We start from the raw sequence: 20,980 nt of genomic DNA, 5'->3' as shown, positions 1-20,980 counted from the left end.
AAATATATATGTTAAGTCAATAATAAAGCAATGTAAAAATACCACGCTTATTTATCGCGTGGTTTGTTTAATTGAAGCGATTTATAATATTGACCTTTTTCAACATATTCGCGGCGAATTCGCGCCATTTCACGCTCATCTTCTTCGGTTAATTCTCGGATCACTTTTGCCGGACGTCCGAATGCAAGTGTGCGAGGAGGGATTTTTTTCCCTTGAGGAACAAGACTGCCAGCGCCGATAAAAGCTCCTTCACCAATTTCAGCACCGTCTAAAACGATAGAGCCCATACCGATGAGAGCGCCTTTTCTTATGATGGCACTATGCAAAATGACTTGATGGCCAACGGTCACATCATCTTCAATGATGAGCGGATTGTTCGGGCTTTGGTGGAGGACACAGTTGTCTTGAATGTTTACACGGTTGCCGATGATCGTTGGGGCGACATCTCCGCGAATGACGGTGTTAAACCAAACGCTCGTTTCCTCTCCAATGGTTACATCACCTGTAATAGTGACGTAATCCGCGATGAAAGCGGAAGGTGCAATGTTTGGCGTATGTTCTTTGTATGGATAAATCATTTGGCTCGTCCCTTTCGTTTCATTTTGTTATATTTAGTGTACAAATTTTTCGTTTATTCGTAAATAACAAGGAGGGGTGTATATGTGGAAATGGGAAGGAGAAAACGCAAAAGGTACCATTGTCATCGTTCACGGTGCTGCTGAACATCATGGTCGGTATAAATGGCTCATTGAAATGTTTCGTATGCACGGTTTTCATGTTGTTGCAGGGGATTTACCAGGGCAAGGGACGACATCGCGTAGCCGACGAGGACATATTGATTCATTTGACGAATATATAGAGGCGGTGGCAAGCTGGGTGCATGAAGCGAGCGTGTACGAACAGCCCATTTTTTTACTCGGCCACAGCATGGGAGGGCTTGTCGTCATTCGCACATTGCAAGAAAAGCGACTGCCTGTCCGCGGTGTCATTTTATCGTCCCCATGTTTAGGGCTCGTTCATTATCCGTCGAAAGCGCTTGAGATCGCCTCACGCATTTTAAACGTCATTCATCCAAAAAAACGGTTCCCATCGGGGCTAACGGTAGAGATGGCGACTCGAAATGAAGAAGTGCGCGAGATGGATAAAAACGATTCATTATATGTGACGAAAGTGTCTGTTCGTTGGTATCGCGAGTTAGTGAAAGCGATTCGCATCGCTCATGAAAAAATTGCACAATTACCAGATGTTCCGATGCTTGTCATGCAGGCGGGGGATGACAAAATTGTCGATAAAAGTGCAGTGAAATCATGGTTTGATCAGTTGATGGTTAGTGAAAAAGTGTATAAAGAATGGCCAAAACTATATCATGAAATTTTTAACGAACTTGAACGAGAACAAGTATTTTTATATGCCCATACGTTTTTAACGTTGCAGTTGCAAAGAGGTGAGCTTATTGAGCGTTCCAACAAATCCTTTTAGTTTAATGCGGGCTGTATATCGTCGCGTTTTTCCGATCGTTCATCGCGAATTAGCTATTTGGAAAAAAAGAGCGGAGGCTATTCCGGACGAGGAACTGCGCAAACAAGCGTTAGCGAGCATCGCGACAAAAACGTTCCATTGCGAGGGAGGAGCGATTTTATCGTTGCTTGCCGGAAAAGAGATGGAGCGATGCATTCGTTTTATCGTTGCTTATCAAACAATTAGCGATTACTTAGATAATTTATGCGATCGAAGCACATCGCTCGATCCGACTGATTTTCGTGCACTGCACAATTCGATGATGCATGCGTTAACGGTCGGGGCAAAAAAAGAGGCATATTATCGTTATCGGGTGGAACAAGACGACGGTGGTTATTTGCACGCCCTTGTCGATACGTGCCAACAGGTGTTAGCGGAAGTTCGGCATTATCATATCATCGCCCCGTTTTTACATGAACTTGCATCATATTATTGCGACTTACAAGTACATAAACATGTGAAAAAAGAAGAACGCATTCCTCGTTTGAAGCAATGGTTTGCCCAACATGAAGCATTGTTGCCGAAAATGGAATGGTATGAATTTTCCGCTTGTTCTGGGTCAACGCTCGGCATTTTTTGTTTAGTCGCTTACGCTTGTACCGATTCGTTTGATCAACGTCTTGCTGAACGGGTACGAAATAGCTATTTCCCGTACGTGCAAGGGCTGCACATTTTACTTGATTATTTGATTGATCAAGAAGAAGATCGGCAAGGTGGAGATTTAAATTTTTGTTTTTATTATCCGAATGAGGAAACGTTATTCGCTCGTTTATGTCATTTCGTTGAAGAAGCAGATCGGCATATCGCACAGTTGCCACATCGCGAATTTCATCGTTTTATTCATCGGGGGTTGCTCGGGCTATATTTATCGGACGAAAAAGTGCACGAGCAAAACGCGATTCGTAAGCTGGCAAAACAATTGTTGCGCTCAGGTGGCGTAACATCTCATTTCTTTTATTGGAACGGGCGAATGTATCGAAAATGGCAAAAATGGATGTATGCGTGAAGAAAACGGGTGTATAATGGAAGAAAAGAAGAGAGGGATGAATATGTCGTTACCTCGCTTTTCACACGTCACGTATGAACAATATTTAATTATGCGTCAACATAGTGATGAAAGATTAGAATATATTGACGGCGTCGTTTATATGACACCTTCACCTAGCATCCAGCATCAACTCGTATCAAGCAATCTTCATACAATATTCGGGAATTATTTGAAAGGAAAGGCATGTAAAGTATTTGCCGCTCCCACAGACATTGAGCTAGTGAGTGAAACATGTTCTGAAAGAAAGCTCGTCATTCCTGATTTAAGCATTATTTGTGATCAAACGGGATTTACAGACACAAAATATGTCGGAGTTCCGACGTTAATTGTTGAAATACTCAGTCCTTCGAATCAAGCGCACGATTTAGTGACGAAGTTTAATTTATATATGGAATATGGTGTAAAAGAATATTGGATTGTCAATCCGATGAAACAAGCCGTGACCGTTTATGTATTAAATAAAGATAGGCTATACGAGCAGGCGGATATTAAAGTAAGTGTCGGAACTGTTCAATCTGTTTCCTTTCCAGGTTTGTTTGTTCATTTAGAAGAAATATTTCACTAACAAAGCAAAGCAGCAATAGGACAGACCTATCGCTGCTTTTTTACCTTTTCTCGATGGCAACGATAAACGGCGGATGATTGATTTGATTCATAAATTCGTATCGAATGACGTGTGCGCGTTGTTGGTCGATCGTTGAGACGTATTGTAAAAGGGCATCGCGCTCAATCGCTCCTTCAGGATGACCGTGGTAAATGACGAGGACAATAATTCCTTCAGGAGCCATGATTTCAAGCAATTGCTCAATGGCGGCAATCGTTGAGTTTGGTTTTGTCACAACTTGTTTATCTCCTCCAGGCAAATAGCCGAGATTAAACATCGCACCGGTTATGCGTCCTTTGTATTGTGGAGGAATATGACTAAGCAGCTCCGCGTGGCTTGCTTGCACAAGCGTGACCCGTTCTTCCATGTGGTGTTCAAGCAATCGTTTTGTTGTGCTTTCGATCGCTTGTGCTTGAATGTCGAAGCCGAACACATGCCCAGACTCTCCGACACGTTCAGCCAAATAAAGCGTATCGTGACCATTGCCGACCGTTGCATCGACGACGATATCGCCTTCTTTGACTGCTAAGTCGATGAGTGAACGGGCAAATGGCAAAATGCGCATCAGCTTCATCGTCTGTCTTCCTTTCGCACATATTTTTTTCCTTGATAACTATTGCGACGCTCTAATTCGGCATCGATGGCGTTTAACACTTCCCATTTATTGACGCTCCACATCGGACCGATCATTAAATCGATCGGACCGTCTCCTGTAATGCGATGAACGATCATTTCTGGCGGCAATACTTCTAACTGATCACAAACGAGTTGAACATATTCATCGAACGTTAAAAATTGAAGCATTCCTTTTTCGTATTGTTTCACCATTGGCGTTCCTTTTAGCAAATGAAGCAAATGAATTTTAATGCCTTGCACATCTAAATGAGCGACCGTTTTTGCTGTTTCCATCATCATGTCGTACGTTTCAAGCGGCAATCCGTTAATAATATGGGCACAAACGCGAATGCCATGTTTGCGTAGCTTCTCTACACCTTCCACATAGCATGAAAAGTCATGCGCGCGGTTAATTAACGTAGCTGTTTGTTCATGAACCGTTTGCAAACCAAGCTCGACCCATAAATACGTTCGTTCGTTCAATTCCGCTAAATAGTCGACGACGTCGTCCGGTAAACAATCAGGGCGTGTAGCGATCGATAAACCGACGACACCGTCTAAACGTAATACCGTTTCGTATTTTTCACGCAACACGTCAACGGGTGCATGTGTATTTGTAAACGCTTGAAAATAGGCGATATACTTCCCATCTTTCCATTTTGTATGCATTTTTTCTTTAATCGTATGAAATTGGGTGACTAAATCGTCTGTTCGTCTGCCAGCAAAATCACCAGAACCAGCTGCGCTACAAAATGTGCATCCACCGTATGCCACTGTACCGTCGCGATTTGGACAATCGAATCCTGCATCAAGCGACACTTTAAAAACTTTTTCACCGAACGTTTGGCGTAAATGATAATTCCATGTATGGTATCGTTTCTTGTCGTTCGTATACGGAAAAGGATTCATATTCATCACCTCGCATCATTTTAGCATTGTAGCACGATTTAAGCGGGAAACTCAATGGCGCTGTGATAAATGACAAGAAAATGTACAAACTATAAAGCGATACGGAAGAAAGGAAGGGATGCGTATGGCGACAAGACAGTCGATGGACGAGTTTTTGCAACATTGTGAAGATGTGCTTCGGTATGCAAAAGAACAATATACAGAAGCGAGCAAGCTTGAACATTATAACGATACAGAATATGTAAAAGCTCAGCAAATGCTTGAACATGCGGTGACCGATTTGGCGCATTTTTCGTTAAGCTGTAACGCCCAACAGCGCGAACAATTACACCGCATGCGTCTGCAACTTGAACAATTACAAAACGATATGATTTTACTTCGTCATTAGGAGGAAAAAAGGTGAGAAAACGTTCGAAACAAAACAATCCAGAACAAAAAACGTTGCATGCGAAAGATTTCGGTGATCCGATAAAAGAAGTGAAACAAAGGAATGCAAAAAAAGGGCAAGAAGCGAAAGCAGAATATCATAACGAAACGTAATTTCCCCACTCGGAAATGCTCCGAGTGGGGAATAGCTCAGTTTTTCTTCAACATATCGTCTAGCTTTTCTGGGGTAAGGGTTGTCACCCCGTAAAAAACAGGGTCAATATATGAGCTTGATGTTTTTCCTGCTAATTCATATTCAATTTTTGGTGTAACAATATAAAAGTCAGCTTTTCGTTCTGATTTTTCAGCGAGAGTAAAATAAATATTTATTGTTTCGTTTGCCCCTATGCTCTGTTTTTCTGATTTATCGTTTATCTTTATATCTTTTATCTGTAAAAAACTGTTTTCTACAGTTACACGCTTTATTTGAATTGTGTGCTCTGAAATGTTTTTCAGCTTTGCTTGAAAAAATTGCGTATTTGGATAAGCTGTCACATACTCATTTTGTGGAGTAAATATCCCCTTCTCTCCTACAACTAACTTGATATGACCGATCGGGAATGTCTCTTTGTATTTTTGATCAAATATGAGAGTTATTTTAGATATTGTCGTGCTACTTACTTCTTTTAAATGTAAATTGACAGCGATATTAAATAATTGAAAGTCTTTGTATTTATCACCTTCGATAAGATCATATTGCATGTCATCAATTGCATGTGCGATTTCGGGAAAGTCGATAGATGTTACGTTCGTTAGAGGGCTGTCGCTTAGTAAAATAAAATTAAGAACGAAAGGATCATCTTTTTTTGCTACATATACACCGTCCCATTTCCCAAAAACGATAAATCCTTTTATCCGTTCCGACTGGCATCCGAAAAAAAGAAAGCTGACGAGCGCACAGAAAATGAGAAGAGACTTTCTAATCATAAGCACTACTACCCTTTAGCTTAGTTCTTGTAAACTACTTTTAAATAATGAGTTGAAGTTGGCTCGTATGCGTCATGGTGGGAGGTTGTTTCTTGACCAAATTTATCTTTTACTACTTTTACGTAGTATTTATTAAAATCACCAAATAATCCAAGCTTTGAGTATTTATTTTTATCTGCAGGAATTTGAATAGCTACAGAATAAGATTTGCTTTTCGACCAACTTAGGTTAAGTTGGTTTTTAATAGCTTCAGTGATATCAAAAGTTGCTCCACCTGTAATTTGTAACGTAGTTGTAGTAGTTTCTGACCATACATAGCGGTCAGAATAGGCCCATGCTGAGGTTAAATAAGTTTGAAACTTTTCAGTAACAAGAGAAGGTCCACTAATTTTTGTAACTTTATATGTTGCTTCACCACAAACGATACAATCTGAGTCATCTCCTTGGGGCTTCTGAGCCAATGAAGAGATTGGGAATATAAAAACAAGGATGAAAAATAAGAAGAATATGTATAAATTTTTCATTATTTATCCTTCCTTTCTAAAATTTATTATAAAACATCTTAATTATAAAAAAAAAAGTAATAAAAAGTAAATAAAATTTTGAATTTTTTATTTATATAGAAATTGCTTATACTGCTTAGTTACGAAACAACACAACACTTGAATACACTTGCAACGAGGGCGTAAATTTTTTAAAATAATATGTATAATGAAATAATGGAAAATGACGGTGAAAAGGAGTAGTAGTAAACAAATGGTCGACAGAGAGTTGACGGATGGTGCGAGTCAACCGAAATTTGTTTACGAACTCGCCTTGGAGTCGCGTATGCGAATGAAGTAGCGTGCGCCGTGAATCTGCGTTAATGATGAAAGTGAGTGCACGATTCGTGCGCTAACAAGGGTGGTACCGCGGGAGAATCCTCTCGTCCCTTTTTGGGATGGGAGGTTTTTTGTTTTTTATTTTTGTTTAAAATGGATAAAAAGGAGGTTTGTCACGTGAGTTTTAATCATCGTGAAATCGAGAAAAAATGGCAAAAGTATTGGGAAGAAAATAAAACGTTCAAAACGACGGAAGATGACGGAAAGCGAAAGTTTTATGCGCTTGACATGTTCCCGTATCCATCTGGTGCAGGATTGCATGTCGGTCATCCAGAAGGATATACAGCGACGGACATTTTAGCACGTATGAAGCGCATGCAAGGATATAACGTATTGCATCCAATGGGGTGGGATGCGTTCGGATTGCCTGCCGAGCAATATGCGCTAGATACAGGAAATGACCCGGCCGAATTTACGGAAAAAAACATTAACAACTTCCGCCGCCAAATTAAATCATTAGGTTTTTCGTATGACTGGGATCGCGAAGTGAATACGACTGATCCGAACTATTACAAATGGACACAATGGATTTTCTTAAAGTTATATGAAAAAGGATTAGCGTACATGGATGAAGTGCCGGTGAACTGGTGCCCAGCGCTTGGGACGGTATTGGCGAACGAAGAAGTGATCGATGGAAAAAGTGAGCGCGGGGGACACCCGGTCATTCGCAAGCCGATGAAACAATGGATGCTTCGCATTACAGCATATGCCGATCGTTTGCTTGAAGATTTAGAAGAACTTGATTGGCCAGAAAGCATTAAAGAAATGCAGCGCAACTGGATCGGTCGTTCGGAAGGAGCAAACATTCATTTCCAAGTCGACGGGCATCATGAAACGTTTACGGTGTTTACAACGCGTCCAGACACGTTATTCGGTGCCACTTATGCCGTGTTAGCCCCTGAACATCCGCTCGTTGAAAAAATTACAACACCGGAACAGAAGGAAGCTGTTGATGCGTATTTAAAACAAATTCAAAGTAAAAGCGACCTCGAACGTACCGATTTAGCGAAAGAAAAAACAGGTGTGTTTACGGGGGCGTATGCAATCAATCCAGCCAATGGTGAGAAATTGCCAATTTGGATCGCTGATTACGTGCTAATGAGTTACGGCACAGGGGCAATTATGGCGGTGCCAGCACACGACGAGCGTGATTATGAATTTGCGAAAAAGTTTCATTTGCCAATCAAAGAAGTTGTTGCTGGTGGGGATATTTCAAAAGAGGCTTACACAGGAGACGGCGAACATGTGAACTCTGATTTCTTAAACGGTTTGAATAAAGAAGAAGCAACGAAAAAAATGATTGAATGGCTAGAGGCAAACGGAAAAGGAGAGAAAAAAGTATCGTATCGCCTTCGCGATTGGTTATTTAGCCGTCAACGTTATTGGGGCGAGCCGATTCCGATCATCCATTGGGAAGATGGAACGATGACGCCAGTGCCAGAAGAAGAGTTGCCGCTTGTGTTGCCGAAAACAGATGAAATTAAACCATCAGGAACAGGTGAATCACCGCTTGCGAACATCGAAGAGTGGGTGAACGTCGTCGACCCGAAAACAGGTAAAAAAGGACGCCGTGAAACGAATACGATGCCGCAATGGGCAGGAAGTTGTTGGTACTATTTGCGTTACATCGATCCACATAACGATAAGCAATTAGCTGATCCTGAAAAGCTTGAAAAATGGTTGCCGGTCGACATTTACATTGGCGGGGCAGAACATGCGGTGTTGCACTTATTGTATGCACGTTTTTGGCATAAATTTTTATACGATATCGGCGTTGTGCCAACGAAAGAGCCATTCCAAAAGCTATTTAACCAAGGAATGATTCTTGGAGAAAACAATGAGAAAATGAGTAAGTCGAAAGGAAATGTTGTCAATCCGGACGATATTGTGGAAAGTCACGGAGCGGATACGTTGCGTTTATATGAAATGTTTATGGGACCTTTGGAAGCGTCGATCGCATGGTCGACAAAGGGGCTTGACGGTGCGCGTCGCTTCTTAGATCGCGTATGGCGTCTATTTGTTGAAGAAGACGGTCAATTAAATCCGAAAATCGTTGACAATCCAGAAACAGATACGCTTGAACGTGTATATCACCAAACGGTGAAAAAAGTAACAGAAGATTACGAGGCGCTTCGCTTCAATACAGCGATTTCACAATTAATGGTGTTTATTAACGAAGCATATAAAGCGCCTGTATTACCGAAAGTGTATATGGAAGGATTCGTAAAGTTACTGTCGCCAGTTTGCCCACATATTGCTGAGGAATTATGGGAGAAGCTTGGACATAACAATACGATCGCATACGAAGCTTGGCCAGCATACGATGAAGCGAAATTAGTCGAAGATGAAGTTGAAATCGTCATTCAAGTAAACGGAAAAGTGCGTGCGAAACTACACGTTCCGTCTGATGCAACAAAAGAACAGCTTGAGCAATTGGCAATGGAAGACGAAAAAATTAAAGAACAAATTGAAGGGAAAACTGTACGTAAAGTGATCGCTGTCCCAGGAAAACTAGTGAACATTGTTGCGAATTAATTACAAACAAGCCTCTCACATACGCTGTGGGAGGTTTTCGTTAAAAGAAAGGGAGAGATCGATGAAAGAAATAACAGCAGCACAATTAAAACAAATGATACAAACAGGTGAGCGCGTTCATGTTATTGATGTACGCGAAGACGAAGAAGTCGCCTTTGGAATGATTCCATCAGCGACACATATAAAAATGGGAGATATTCCAGAAAGAATGAACGAGCTAGACAAAAATGAAACGTTTGTTATTATTTGTCGTTCTGGTGTTCGTAGTGAGCATGTGTGTCGTTATTTAGAGGCGCATGGTTATGATGTATGTAACGTTATTGACGGGATGCTCGGCTGGGACGGCGAACTTGAGTAATTGAAATGTCATGATTGCTTTAGAAACAATAAGATCGCTCGTTTACGATCTTATTGTTTTGCATATATCGCAGCATGCATGCCAGCAAGCCGACCAGTCACGAGCGCTGCAGTAATGTTATAACCTCCTGTGTAACCGTGAATATCTAAAATTTCTCCGCAAAAATATAAGCCTTTCATAAGTTTAGACGCCATTTCTTTCGGATGTACTTCTTTGACAGATACACCGCCGCCTGTGACGAACGCTTTTTCAAGCGGCAACGTTCCGTGAACAGAAAAAGTGAATGTTTTACATGCCGCAATAAATGTGCGCACTTTGTCGTGGCTTAATGTGCTTGCGACCGTTTGTGGATCGATCTTTGTTTGCTCAAGCAAAAATAGTACATATCGTTCTGGAAGCGGCATGATTGCTTTGACAATATTTTTTATTGCTTTTTTCGGCTCTTCTTTCATGGTGCGTACGATTTGCTGAAATAACATCTCCTCTTTTTCATCTGGCAACGCATCGATCGTCATGCGCACAGACGATTGTTTTTTTAACTGTTTCACAACAAATTGGCTACATCGTAATGCCGCTGGTCCTGAAATACCGAAATGTGTAAAAATCATATCCATCCGATGTGTGACGATTGGTTTTCCTTTTTCGTTTAATACACTTAATGCCACATCGCGCAATGATAGTCCTTGCAACGTCCGATTTTGAATAAAAGGTTCATGTGAAATAATGGGCACTTCCGTTGGAAACAGTTCTGTAATCGTATGTCCAGCCTTTTCTGCCCACGCATAACCGTCACCTGTCGAACCGGTATGCGGCACAGATTTCCCTCCAACGGCAACAACGATCGCTTTCGTTCGGATCATCTCCCCTGTTTGCAGCGTTACGCCATACACCGCTCCATCTTTATATTCGATGTCTTTTACAGGGGTATGAACCCGAACGTCGACACGCCATCGTTTCAATTCACGAAGAAGAGCTTGTACGACAGATTGTGCGCTGTCGCTTACCGGAAACATGCGTCCGTGGTCTTCTTCTTTTAACTGAACGCCAAGCCGTTCAAAAAAGCGAATAATATCTTCATTATTAAACATGGAAAAGGCACGATATAAAAAACGACCGTTTCCTGGGATATGTTGAATGAGTTCATCGACTGGTCGTCGATTTGTCACATTACAACGGCCACCGCCCGAAATGGCTAATTTTCGTCCGAGTTTATCTCCTTTATCAAGAAGGAGAACGCGTCCACCTTGTTCACCAGCAGCGATCGCTGCCATTAATCCTGACGGCCCCCCGCCGATGACTACGACATCATATGTCATCATTTTCACGTCCTTTCTGTTATGATTATAATGATTTTATGGAAAAGAAAAAAGTGTGCTAAAATAGGTGGAGCAATGAATCCGTTAAGGAAGGGATAATATGTCATCGTCAAAGTTGTTAAGAGGCACATTTATTTTAACGGGGGGCGTGTTTTTATCGCGCATATTAGGACTTATATACGTCTTCCCGTTTTATCAGCTTGTTGGGAAACAAGGGGGAGCGCTTTATTCATACGGTTACGTTCCGTATACGTTGTTTATTAGTATAGCAACGATGGGGGTGCCGCTAGCGGTATCAAAGTTTGTCTCGAAATATAATGCACTTGGAGAATATGCGATTGGGCGAAAATTGTTTCGTTCAGGTATGGCGTTAATGGCGATCACAGGGTTTCTCGCTTGGCTCATTTTATATATGAGTGCCCCGTTATTAGCACCGTTTGTCGTCAATGATGACGGACACGGCAACTCGATTGCGGATGTTACTTCTGTCATTCGCGCGGTTAGTTTCGCTTTATTGCTTGTGCCGATGATGAGTTTAATTCGCGGGTTTTTTCAAGGTCATGAATCGATGGGGCCGACAGCGTTGTCGCAAGTCGTTGAACAACTTGTCCGCATCATCTTTTTGCTTGCAGGGAGTTACATCGTTTTACGCATCTTCGACGGCTCGCTTGTGACGGCTATTCAAGTGGCGACGTTTGCAGCATTTATCGGTGCGGTTGGTGGACTAGCTGTCTTATTCATATATTGGTTTAAGCGGAAATCGTTTTTAGATGAACTATTAAAGCAAGATCGCGGTACGATCCATATGTCATTAAAAGAGATGTATAAAGAATTGATTGCCTATGCTGCCCCGTTTGCTTTTGTTGGCTTAGCAATGCCTTTATATCAACTCATTGACCAATTTACGTTTAACAAAGCGATGGCAAGCATCGGGCTCGGTGCCATTTCAGAGGACGCATACGGCATTTTTAACGTATGGGCACAAAAGCTTGTCATTATCCCAGTAACATTGGCGACGTCATTTAGCTTAACGCTCATTCCGACGATTACGAAAGCGTATGTGCAAGGGGAAAACAAGCAACTACGAAAATATTTAAATGACACGTTTCAAGTCGTTATGTTTATTACGTTGCCGGCAGTCATTGGTATGGCGCTTTTATCTGAATATGTATATGCTGCTTTTTACAGCTACGATCCACTTGGCACAGAGGTGTTGCGGGCATACGCACCGACCGCTATTTTCTTTGCTTTATTTTCTGTGACGGCGGCCATTTTACAAGGGATTAATAAACAAAAATTTACCGTCATTAGTTTATGTATCGGATTATTGTTTAAATTATTTTTTAACTACATACTCATTGTTTCGTTTGAAACGGTAGGAGCTATTTTGGCAACGACGATTGGATATGCTTTGTCGGTTAGTTTAAACTTATGGGTCATTCAACGGTATACAAATTATCGGTATCATTTTGTTGCCAAGCGTGTGTTGTTTATGGGGATTTTAACAACAATGATGTGTGCTGTCGTTTGGCCGGTCGCAAAACTGATGGATCGTTTTCTTCATTACAACGGTAGCATGATCCAATCGGTCATAATCGTCGCATTCGGTGGTTTGATCGGAGCGGCTGTTTATTTTTATTTAAGTGCACGTTCGAACTTGTTATATGCGTTATTTGGAAATCGCTTTTCATTTTTAAGAAAGAAAGAAAAGAAGGCTTTGTCATAGCCTTCTTCTTTGTATTAAAAGTCGCCGCTAAATGGGAATCCGAGTTGACGTTCAACGCGTTGAAGACGTCGATTTAAGTTGTTAATTTGTTGTTGTTGGCGTTCTGTAATGCGCTCGAGGCGATCAACTCGACGTTCAAGAGAGCCGCTTGGAAAATTTGGTGTTCCAGGAAACCCTGGTGTGCCCGGAAATCCACCAGGGAATCCTGGTGTAAATGGAGAGCCTCCGTAATAAGGCATGCCCGGCATTTGTTGCTGTTGTTGGCGTTCGTCCATTTGGAAAACTCCTTTCGCTTTAATTGTTACGTAGGCAGTATATGTGACAGTTGACATAGGTGTATGGACGAACGCCTAAAAAAGAAAAACATTTGGAGGGATTTTTATGTTGCGCATTGATAAACTGCTAGCAAACATGGGATATGGAACGAGAAAAGAAGTGAAAAAATTATTGAAAGCAGGGGTTGTCAAAGTCGATGGGATGACGGTGAAAGATGCAAAAACACACGTCGATCCGAAAGAACAAGTCGTTACCGTATGGGGAGAAGAAGTAGAGTATAAACCGTTTATTTATTTAATGATGAATAAACCGAAAGGAGTCATTTCAGCAACCGAAGATGCTGTGGAAGAAACTGTTGTTGATTTACTAGAAGAGGAGGACCGAATTTTTGATCCGTTTCCAGTCGGACGGCTTGATAAAGATACGGAAGGGCTGCTGTTGTTAACAAACGATGGTCAACTTGCTCATCAGCTATTATCACCAAAAAAGCATGTACCGAAAACGTACGAAGCAATTATTGATGGGGAAGTGACAGAAGATGATATTGCAGCATTCCGACGCGGTGTCGTGCTTGACGACGGATATGAAACAAAGCCAGCAGAGCTTGTCATCATTCGTTCTGGTTTACGTTCAGATGTGCGCATCACGATTACAGAAGGAAAATTTCATCAAATTAAACGAATGTTTCAGGCAGTTGGTAAACGTGTCATTTACTTAAAACGCATACAAATGGGACCGATTCCGCTCGATGAAACGTTAGAACCGGGAGAATATCGTGAGTTGACTGATGAAGAAATTGCTTTATTAAAAGGAGAAGACAAAAAATAGGAACCTGCACTAATCAGGTTCCGTCTATATACATTTCATTATGATGACATCTTCACTCTTTTTTTAGTTGTTGTCCATTTACCTTTGCTAGGGCTGTGAATTAAGTCGTTGTATGCTAACACGTTTAAATCCCGCTGAATCGTTCGTGGAGTAATGCCGAATTCGTCCACGAGCTCTTGCGTTGTCACTGTTCCTCTTTCGCTAATGAACATGTAGACGGACTTAATACGGGTTAGCATGCGATCGGTAGATGGTTTCAAATGATCACTCCCTATCGTCACATCATTCGCATGGTACAACAAAGATGAAAAACTAGATGTCTCACTACCTATTTTACACGAAAACATAAGAAAAATGCTATAAATTTGTTGAATTTTACACAATATTAACACAATTTATACCATATTTTTCTGTAGAAAGGATGAATATAGCAATGAATGTGAACTGGATGGAAGAAGTAAAAAAGCGAGAGAAGGCATTTTTGCAAGATTTACGAACGTTTTTGCGCATTCCGAGTGTACGAAATGAGCAGACAGCGACACAAGAAGCACCGTTAGGAAAAGAAGTATATGAAGCGCTTTGTTATATGTTAAAACGGGGGGAAGAAGAAGGATTTGCCGTAAAAAATGTTGATGGATTAGCGGGGCATATGGAAATGGGGGATGGAGAAGAGATTGTTGGAATATTATGTCATGTTGATGTTGTTCCTGCTGGTGACGGTTGGACGTTTGACCCATTTGGAGCAACGATTGTAGATGGAAAAATTTATGCGCGTGGCGCATTAGATGACAAAGGTCCGACAATTGCTGCGTTTTATGCGATGAAAATTGTCAAAGAGCTCGGGTTGCCACTTTCTAAGCGCGTACGCATGATTATTGGAACGGATGAAGAAAGCGATTGGCAATGTGTCGAACGATATTTTCAAACAGAACAAATGCCGACAATTGGATTTGCGCCGGATGCGGATTTCCCAATTATATATGCTGAAAAAGGAATTGCGGATTTTGATCTCATTCAGCAACCGATGAATAAACAAGCGCATGATAATATTCTTCTTTCGTTTCAAGCTGGTCAGCGATACAATATGGTTCCAGATTTTGCGAAAGCTGTATTGCAGTTAACGACCGAAAACGACATGAAAGAGCGTTTTCTTACATTTTTACGTGCACATGCGCTTGAAGGGGAAGCACATGGAGATGGTGACACACTTACGTTGTGCCTTCGCGGTGTTTCTGCACATGGGATGGAACCGAATCATGGGGTGAATGCAGGCATATGGCTTGCAAAATTTTTAGCAAATGAAACACTAGATGCACAAGCCAATGAATTTGTTCAATTTGTGTCCGAATTTTTTTATGGGGATACGCGCGGAAAGCGATTAGGTGTTGCGCATACAAACGAGGAGCTTGGTGATTTAACGATTAACGTCGGTGTTCTTTCGTATACGAACGAACGTGGTGGAAAAATGGGCATCAATTTACGTTACCCTGTCACGAACGATATTACGCGCACAAAAGAAATCATTGAGCAAGTAGTTAAACGTCATCAGTTCGTATTAAACAACTTTTCGAACTCCTCACCACATTATGTCGCAAAAGATCATCCGCTCGTTCAAACGTTGCAACGCGTATATGAAGAGCAGATGAGCGAACGAGCATCATTGCTTGCGATCGGTGGTGGAACGTATGCGCGTTCTTTACAAGCAGGAGTAGCGTTCGGTCCGTTATTCCCAAATCGTCCAGATGTGGCGCATCAAAAAGACGAATATATGTTTATCGATGATTTGCTTAAAGCAACAGCCATTTATGCCCAAGCGATTTATGAATTAGCAAAATGACAATTTCCAAAAATATGTTATAATGAAAAGTGCCGTCGCTCATGACGGTACTTTTTCGTCATTTTATTTGATATGGGGGATTTTTGTGTATACACGTATTTTTCGCATATTTTACTTTTTACAGTTTTTTAGTTTTGGATCGCTTTTCCCGCTGTTATCTGTGTATTTAAAAGATGAGGTTGGATTGTCAGGAACAGAAATAGGGATGATTATGTCCATTAGCCCTATTGTTATGATTTTTATTCAACCAATTTGGGGAATGGTAAGCGATTATACGCGTCAACCGGTTCAAGTATTAATCGTATCTTTACTAGGAACAGCTTTTTTTGGTTTTATGTATTCGCTCGTTCATTCTTATCTGTGGTTGCTTATTATTGCCGCGCTACTTGCTGTTATGCAAAGCGGCATTGTTCCATTATCTGATAGTATTACGCTTCATTACGTACAAAAAGCGAACGAACGGTATGGCTCGATTCGCCTTTGGGGAGCGCTTGGATTTGCGACTGCTGTCCCGATTGCTGGACAAATTGCTCAGATGTTTCATCTTCGCTTCATTTTTTACATTTTCGTTGCTTTACTCATTACGTCGAGTGTGCTTGCATGGAAGTTGCCAAAGGAACAGTCAAGTGCGAAAGTGAACATTCGCGAAGGAATGAAAGAGTTAGTCCGCATTCCACCGTTTCTTTTATTTTTGTTGACGACGTTTCTTGTTTTCGGTCCAATTTATGCCAACAATTTTTATTTTGGCATTTTGATTACTGATTTAGGTGGAACGCTTGCAGGAGTCGGCCTTGCCTTTTTATTAGCGGCAGGAAGCGAAGCGCCGTTTATGAAATTTGCCGACGGGGTCGTGCGTAAGTTTGGCATGATGAATGTCTTATTCGTTGCCACAGCATTATCTTGCGCTCGTTGGTTATTTTACTTTTTTGAACCACCGTTAATGATCGTGTATGCTACGACAATTGTACAAGGGGCGTCCGTCGGTTTATTTATTCCAGCTGCGCTACAATACGTGCGGGACGTCACTCCTGCACACGTACGCACAACAGCTGTATCGCTTTATGCTACAGTTGGAAACGGGCTCGGCAGCTGGTTTTGTACATTTGTAGGAGGGTATATTTTAGAGCGTTGGACAATTGAGCATGTATATTTATTTTTTGGATTGTTGACGTTTAGTGGCATGGTGATTTTTGCTTGGCAGTCAAAAAAGACGTTGCGAAAACTATATGAATTTTGATAAAATTTAGAAAATTAAAAGGTGGGACGATGGATGCACTATTTTTTGGCAATTCCTCTACCGAACGAGGTGAAAAAGCGGCTTCATGCTTTTATTTCTGAATGGAAAGCGCCATTTCGGTTGTTCGTTCATGAAGCCGATTATCATATGACACTTGCGTTTTTAGGTCGGGCGACCGAAACGGAACGAAAGCAAATCTCAGAGATGATGCCAAATGCAGTAAAAAAACATCAGTCATTTTCGTTACAACTGAGCGAGGTGTACTCATTCGGTTCTCGTATTTTATGGTATGGAGTGAAAGAGGAACCGCGTTTGTTTTCTCTTCGTCAAGATGTGTATAACGTGTGCCAGCGCATCGGTTTTTCGCTTGATTCACGACCGTTTACACCGCATATTACGTTGGCGAAAAAATGGAGTGGATCGTTTCCGTTCTCGCTTGAAACATATCCGAGAAAAATGGAAGGAGAAGACATTCGCTTTTTCGTCCATGACGTTGTGTTATATGAAACACATATGGATCAAACGCCGAAATATAAGCCGGTGATGCGTTTTCCTCTTTCATAATTCAATAAGAGGGGGAGAAAAGATGGGGATTACGGTCATTCAAATCGGGGGATTGTATGCGTTGTATATGATCGGTTCGTTCATTCAGCAGCTGCTACACGTTCCAATTCCGGGGAGTATGATTGGCATGTTGCTGTTATTTTTATTATTAATGACCGGAATCGTAAAAGAAAAGTGGGTTGCGCGTGGTGCAAATATGCTTTTATCTCACTTAACGCTTTTATTTATCCCAGCAACGGTTGGAGTCATGGACTATGTTGAGCTTTTTTCTGGGAAAGGAATATGGTCCGTTGTCATTGTGATCGTCAGCACAATGATGGTCATGGTGTTTGCTGGCTTTATTGGGCAATGGGCACAAACACGTGAGCAAAAGCGAGTGCGTGAGGTGAAAGGGGCATGATTGGCGTCAGTTTGCTCATATGGACGATCGTCGTATATATAGCGATGCGCAAATTGTATGCTCGCTTTTATTTTCCGTTGCTCGTACCCGTCGCAACAAGCACGGTAGTCATCATCATCACGTTATCGCTTTTTCATTTGTCGTATGAACAATATATGACTGGAGGAAAATGGCTCGCTCATTTGCTTGGTCCAGCAGTTGTCGCGTTAGCTTTGCCACTTTATCAACATCGGCATACGTTGAAACAGTTTTTATGGCCATTGTTATGTAGCACATTTTTCGGCACGATCATTGGAATGGGAAGCGGTTTATTGTTCGCACGTCTTTTTCATTTGCCAGAACAAATTGTTCGCTCCATTATTCCAAAATCGGTCACATCGCCTGTCGCAATGGATATTGCGAAGTTAATTGCCGGTATACCGACGCTTGCTGCTGTATATGTCATGATTGCAGGAATTTTTGGTGCGATGTTTGGTCCGATCATTTTTCAACGTTTGCACATTACAACAGCTTTAGGAATTGGAAGTGGTCTTGGGGCAGCTTCTCACGGTATTGGTACCGCAAAAGCACTTGAAATCGGGAAAAAAGAAGCGGCGATTAGCTCAGTCGCTATGACGTTAAGCGCAATTTTTGCTTCTCTTCTTTGCCCGTTGTTGCTTTTGTTGTAGAATGAAAGTAACTATTTGTTGCTGGAGGTTACAGTGTGGGACAGCTCATTAAGCTTCAAGACTATATTTCGCGCTACGAACTAGATATTTATCATTACCCGAGCGAGTTCATTCGTTTGAAAAAAAAACAATGGGAACGAATGAAGCAGGCGTGGGAGACGGGGCAACTTGCGATGAGGACGGAGCTACATTCACAGCAATCGTGGAAATGGCTCGAAGAAGAGCCATCGCTTTTTGATAAAGTGAAACAACTATGGAAACGAAAAAAAGTAAAAGACATAGAAGTTGAAGACGAACAACGGAAAGAAGAGGAAGAGTTTTTCGTTTCCATTACGTCTGAGCCGCGAACGCTTGAAGAGTTAAAAATATTATTTTTAGAAAAGCTGTTTCAACTGCAAATTCGTTGGGCAAGTTCAACATTAACGGAAGAATCTATTATTGATCCGAAATATTATTATGATGTACAATTAAAATATTTTTTGCAACGTTTTCCTGATACATACTTATGTATGTATAAACCTGTATTTTTATTGAAAAAAGCCCCTGTCGAGCTAAATACGATTTTAATTAGTCCGACAACGACTTGGTGTATTGCGTTTACAGAAGAACGAAAAAACAACATTATTGTCGGCTCAGCTGAACGATTTTGGACAGAGATGATTGACGATGTGGAACGAAAAATCGTCAATCCGATGATTTCCCTTCACCGAACAGAAAAAGTTGTTCAAACGATTTATAAACAATTTGCCGTCGATATGCCGATAAAAAAAGTGTTAATCAATCGTGAAGGATATATTGATTATCGTTATGCACCAAGCGATCTTGAAATCATTGATCGGCGACATTATGAGGCATGGTTTATGTCGCTAAGACAATTGACGATGCCGCTGAAGCATATGCAGTTGAAGGCAGCTCAATCATTGCTGACATATTGTGATGCGCGTTACTATGATCCGCTTGTTGTAGAACAATTTGAAGAGGCTGATGAGTAACGGTCAGCCTCTTTTTATAGCGGATTTGGACTCGGTTTGCCGATATAATATCCTTGGGCAAACGGAATGCCAATTTCCCGGCAGTAGTCTAATTCTTCTTTTCGTTCAATTCCTTCGGCAAGTACGTGAATGCCAAGCATGTTGGCGATTCGAGTGACTTCCTTTAAAAACGCCTGCTTTTCTTTGTCTTTGTCGCAGTTTTGAATGTAGTGCCGATCGATTTTTACATAATCAGGTTGCAATAACGCAAGCATGTCGATCGTTGAAAAACCTGCACCGACATCATCTAAAGCGACTTTCATGCCCGAACGTTTATACGTGGCAAACACGTTTTTTAAATGGTCGATATCAACAATTTTCTCAGTCTCAACAACTTCAAATACGAGATCTTCGGGGGCTACGTTATATTGTTCGACGATGGAAAACGTATGTCGAAGACAAAATTCAGGATTGTAAATGGTTGATGGTAAAAAGTTGATGAAACTCTTAATCCCTTTTTTTATTTTTGTGCGTGCTCGAATCGCTTCTTCACGTGCTCGACGGTCTAAAAGCGTATGCAAACCTGTTTGTTGGGCAACGGAAAAAAGCTGGGCAGGCGAAAATCGTTGTGAACGTAATAAACATTCGTAGGCAAAAACGTCCCCGGTATTCGTATGAATAATCGGTTGTAAATAACTCATTAACGGTCCATTTGCGATACATTGGACAACATCTGCATGCTTAATTCGCATGCTTAATTCATGAAGTGGAACGAATGCTCCCGGCAGATCGGGGTTTGCGCATAACGTCGCTAACGCTTTTTCTTTTGGATGGATCGTTTCTACATATGTTGCTAACTGTTGTAATGAATCATAAGAATAACATAAATACTTTTTTTGTTGTTCTTGCATAATAAGTAAGTAACCAGATGGTAAAAGTGGAAACGGAACGCTACATGAAATGCATGAATGCATCATTTCTCCCCCCTATTTATCCATTTTACAACAAAAATGATTCATTTAAAAAGTGGAAGTTGGTGACGAGTCAGTCAAGACTTTGTGGAGAACATTTTTTCGGTTCACTACGGGTGTTGTCAATCACTAGTTAGCGAACCATTTTCAGGAATTGATATCGTAAGCGCTTTTGGACTCTCATCCCTCATCTTGAAGTGATGATATTGTATTCCATTTTTTTACACCCAACCAAAATCCCGAAGCGCCGACAACGCTTGATGGATCGGCGTCCCGGATGACCGCTGCAGACACGGTAGATTCTGACGCACCACATCTGCCCACAACCGTCCTGCCTTCCGTTTGGCCTGTTCAACCCGCTTGGA

24 protein-coding genes, 1 pseudogene and 1 other annotated feature are annotated in these 20,980 nt (G+C 41.4%); of the genes and pseudogenes, 15 read left to right on the top strand and 10 right to left on the bottom strand.

Annotated elements, in window-relative coordinates; translation table 11 throughout:
• Positions 1–47: 47 nt before the first annotated feature.
• Entirely contained in the window at positions 48–578 is a 531-nt protein-coding gene (locus LH47_RS09665) for a gamma carbonic anhydrase (protein WP_043966952.1), read from the bottom strand.
• A gap of 82 nt (positions 579–660) precedes the next feature.
• On the opposite strand from LH47_RS09665, the gene LH47_RS09660 reads away from it, so the two are divergent.
• The 3 genes from LH47_RS09660 to LH47_RS09650 are packed head-to-tail and all read left to right on the top strand — an operon-like array spanning position 661 to position 3,131.
• Entirely contained in the window at positions 661–1,479 is an 819-nt protein-coding gene (locus LH47_RS09660; RefSeq protein WP_043966950.1) for an alpha/beta hydrolase, read from the top strand.
• Positions 1,454–2,524: a tetraprenyl-beta-curcumene synthase family protein gene (locus LH47_RS09655; RefSeq protein ID WP_043966948.1), complete on the top strand. Its 1,071-nt coding sequence runs from the start codon at positions 1,454–1,456 to the stop codon at positions 2,522–2,524. The genes LH47_RS09660 and LH47_RS09655 overlap by 26 nt, the downstream gene beginning before the upstream one ends.
• A gap of 43 nt (positions 2,525–2,567) precedes the next feature.
• Positions 2,568–3,131, top strand: a complete 564-nt coding sequence (locus LH47_RS09650; RefSeq protein ID WP_043966946.1) for a Uma2 family endonuclease — start codon at positions 2,568–2,570, stop codon at positions 3,129–3,131.
• A gap of 40 nt (positions 3,132–3,171) precedes the next feature.
• On the opposite strand, the gene LH47_RS09645 is transcribed toward LH47_RS09650, so the two are convergent.
• Positions 3,172–3,744, bottom strand: a complete 573-nt coding sequence (locus LH47_RS09645; protein ID WP_043966945.1) for a class I SAM-dependent methyltransferase — start codon at positions 3,742–3,744, stop codon at positions 3,172–3,174.
• Positions 3,741–4,694, bottom strand: coding sequence for a TIGR01212 family radical SAM protein (locus LH47_RS09640; protein ID WP_043966943.1), 954 nt, complete (start codon positions 4,692–4,694; stop codon positions 3,741–3,743). Before LH47_RS09640 ends, LH47_RS09645 begins: the two co-directional genes overlap by 4 nt.
• A gap of 124 nt (positions 4,695–4,818) precedes the next feature.
• On the opposite strand from LH47_RS09640, the gene LH47_RS09635 reads away from it, so the two are divergent.
• Both LH47_RS09635 and LH47_RS16465 read left to right on the top strand, forming a co-directional pair.
• Complete coding sequence (locus tag LH47_RS09635; protein WP_003397789.1) at positions 4,819–5,082, top strand: YtzC family protein; 264 nt, start codon at positions 4,819–4,821, stop codon at positions 5,080–5,082.
• Between the two features lie 11 nt (positions 5,083–5,093).
• Positions 5,094–5,234, top strand: coding sequence for a hypothetical protein (locus tag LH47_RS16465; RefSeq protein ID WP_167333777.1), 141 nt, complete (start codon positions 5,094–5,096; stop codon positions 5,232–5,234).
• Between the two features lie 36 nt (positions 5,235–5,270).
• On the opposite strand, the gene LH47_RS09630 is transcribed toward LH47_RS16465, so the two are convergent.
• Together LH47_RS09630 and LH47_RS09625 are read right to left on the bottom strand one after the other, a co-directional pair.
• The gene (locus tag LH47_RS09630; RefSeq protein WP_235341100.1) at positions 5,271–5,822 is read right to left on the bottom strand and encodes a hypothetical protein; all 552 of its coding nucleotides are present in this window, start codon (positions 5,820–5,822) and stop codon (positions 5,271–5,273) included.
• Between the two features lie 245 nt (positions 5,823–6,067).
• Complete coding sequence (locus LH47_RS09625; RefSeq protein WP_043966940.1) at positions 6,068–6,571, bottom strand: hypothetical protein; 504 nt, start codon at positions 6,569–6,571, stop codon at positions 6,068–6,070.
• 199 nt (positions 6,572–6,770) lie between these two features.
• Positions 6,771–6,983: a binding site (T-box leader), on the top strand.
• A gap of 62 nt (positions 6,984–7,045) precedes the next feature.
• Between LH47_RS09625 and leuS the strand changes: the two genes are divergently transcribed.
• Positions 7,046–9,463, top strand: a complete 2,418-nt coding sequence (gene leuS / locus LH47_RS09620) for a leucine--tRNA ligase (RefSeq protein ID WP_043966938.1) — start codon at positions 7,046–7,048, stop codon at positions 9,461–9,463.
• A 61-nt stretch (positions 9,464–9,524) separates the two neighbouring features.
• The gene (locus LH47_RS09615; protein WP_043966936.1) at positions 9,525–9,821 is read left to right on the top strand and encodes a rhodanese-like domain-containing protein; all 297 of its coding nucleotides are present in this window, start codon (positions 9,525–9,527) and stop codon (positions 9,819–9,821) included.
• Positions 9,822–9,871: 50 nt separating this feature from the next.
• On the opposite strand, the gene LH47_RS09610 is transcribed toward LH47_RS09615, so the two are convergent.
• Positions 9,872–11,137, bottom strand: coding sequence for a BaiN/RdsA family NAD(P)/FAD-dependent oxidoreductase (locus tag LH47_RS09610; RefSeq protein ID WP_043966962.1), 1,266 nt, complete (start codon positions 11,135–11,137; stop codon positions 9,872–9,874).
• A 100-nt stretch (positions 11,138–11,237) separates the two neighbouring features.
• Between LH47_RS09610 and LH47_RS09605 the strand changes: the two genes are divergently transcribed.
• The gene (locus LH47_RS09605; protein WP_043966934.1) at positions 11,238–12,863 is read left to right on the top strand and encodes a putative polysaccharide biosynthesis protein; all 1,626 of its coding nucleotides are present in this window, start codon (positions 11,238–11,240) and stop codon (positions 12,861–12,863) included.
• A gap of 14 nt (positions 12,864–12,877) precedes the next feature.
• Here LH47_RS09605 and LH47_RS09600 read toward each other — a convergent pair whose 3' ends face one another.
• Positions 12,878–13,138 (bottom strand): hypothetical protein, encoded by a 261-nt coding sequence (locus tag LH47_RS09600; protein WP_009361591.1) that lies wholly within the window; start codon positions 13,136–13,138, stop codon positions 12,878–12,880.
• A gap of 106 nt (positions 13,139–13,244) precedes the next feature.
• Between LH47_RS09600 and LH47_RS09595 the strand changes: the two genes are divergently transcribed.
• On the top strand, positions 13,245–13,967 hold the full coding sequence (locus LH47_RS09595; protein ID WP_043966932.1) for a pseudouridine synthase: 723 nt from the start codon (positions 13,245–13,247) through the stop codon (positions 13,965–13,967).
• Between the two features lie 38 nt (positions 13,968–14,005).
• Here LH47_RS09595 and LH47_RS15305 read toward each other — a convergent pair whose 3' ends face one another.
• Positions 14,006–14,227, bottom strand: a complete 222-nt coding sequence (locus LH47_RS15305; protein WP_003398403.1) for a DeoR family transcriptional regulator — start codon at positions 14,225–14,227, stop codon at positions 14,006–14,008.
• A gap of 173 nt (positions 14,228–14,400) precedes the next feature.
• Between LH47_RS15305 and pepV the strand changes: the two genes are divergently transcribed.
• The 6 genes from pepV (at position 14,401) to LH47_RS09565 (ending at position 19,665) form a co-directional block, all read left to right on the top strand.
• On the top strand, positions 14,401–15,804 hold the full coding sequence (gene pepV, locus LH47_RS09590; RefSeq protein WP_043966930.1) for a dipeptidase PepV: 1,404 nt from the start codon (positions 14,401–14,403) through the stop codon (positions 15,802–15,804).
• Positions 15,805–15,889: 85 nt separating this feature from the next.
• Positions 15,890–17,041, top strand: a complete 1,152-nt coding sequence (locus LH47_RS09585) for an MFS transporter (protein ID WP_043966928.1) — start codon at positions 15,890–15,892, stop codon at positions 17,039–17,041.
• Between the two features lie 33 nt (positions 17,042–17,074).
• Entirely contained in the window at positions 17,075–17,605 is a 531-nt protein-coding gene (thpR, locus tag LH47_RS09580) for an RNA 2',3'-cyclic phosphodiesterase (RefSeq protein WP_043966926.1), read from the top strand.
• A gap of 22 nt (positions 17,606–17,627) precedes the next feature.
• Positions 17,628–18,005 (top strand): CidA/LrgA family protein, encoded by a 378-nt coding sequence (locus tag LH47_RS09575; protein ID WP_043966925.1) that lies wholly within the window; start codon positions 17,628–17,630, stop codon positions 18,003–18,005.
• Positions 18,002–18,673 carry an LrgB family protein gene (locus LH47_RS09570; protein WP_043966923.1) on the top strand — a complete coding sequence of 224 codons (672 nt, stop codon included), beginning with the start codon at positions 18,002–18,004 and terminating at the stop codon, positions 18,671–18,673. The genes LH47_RS09575 and LH47_RS09570 overlap by 4 nt, the downstream gene beginning before the upstream one ends.
• A gap of 35 nt (positions 18,674–18,708) precedes the next feature.
• Positions 18,709–19,665 (top strand): NERD domain-containing protein, encoded by a 957-nt coding sequence (locus tag LH47_RS09565; protein WP_043966921.1) that lies wholly within the window; start codon positions 18,709–18,711, stop codon positions 19,663–19,665.
• Positions 19,666–19,679: 14 nt separating this feature from the next.
• On the opposite strand, the gene LH47_RS09560 is transcribed toward LH47_RS09565, so the two are convergent.
• Positions 19,680–20,618, bottom strand: coding sequence for an EAL domain-containing protein (locus LH47_RS09560; RefSeq protein ID WP_043966919.1), 939 nt, complete (start codon positions 20,616–20,618; stop codon positions 19,680–19,682).
• Between the two features lie 218 nt (positions 20,619–20,836).
• A pseudogene (locus LH47_RS15300) lies at positions 20,837–20,980 on the bottom strand (UPF0236 family protein); the annotation flags it as partial.

The organism is Anoxybacillus thermarum, from assembly GCF_000836725.1.
GTDB lineage: Bacteria > Bacillota > Bacilli > Bacillales > Anoxybacillaceae > Anoxybacillus > Anoxybacillus thermarum.
The sequence above is the reverse complement of the archived record's forward strand: the minus strand, read 5'-3'. Positions and strand labels throughout refer to the sequence as shown.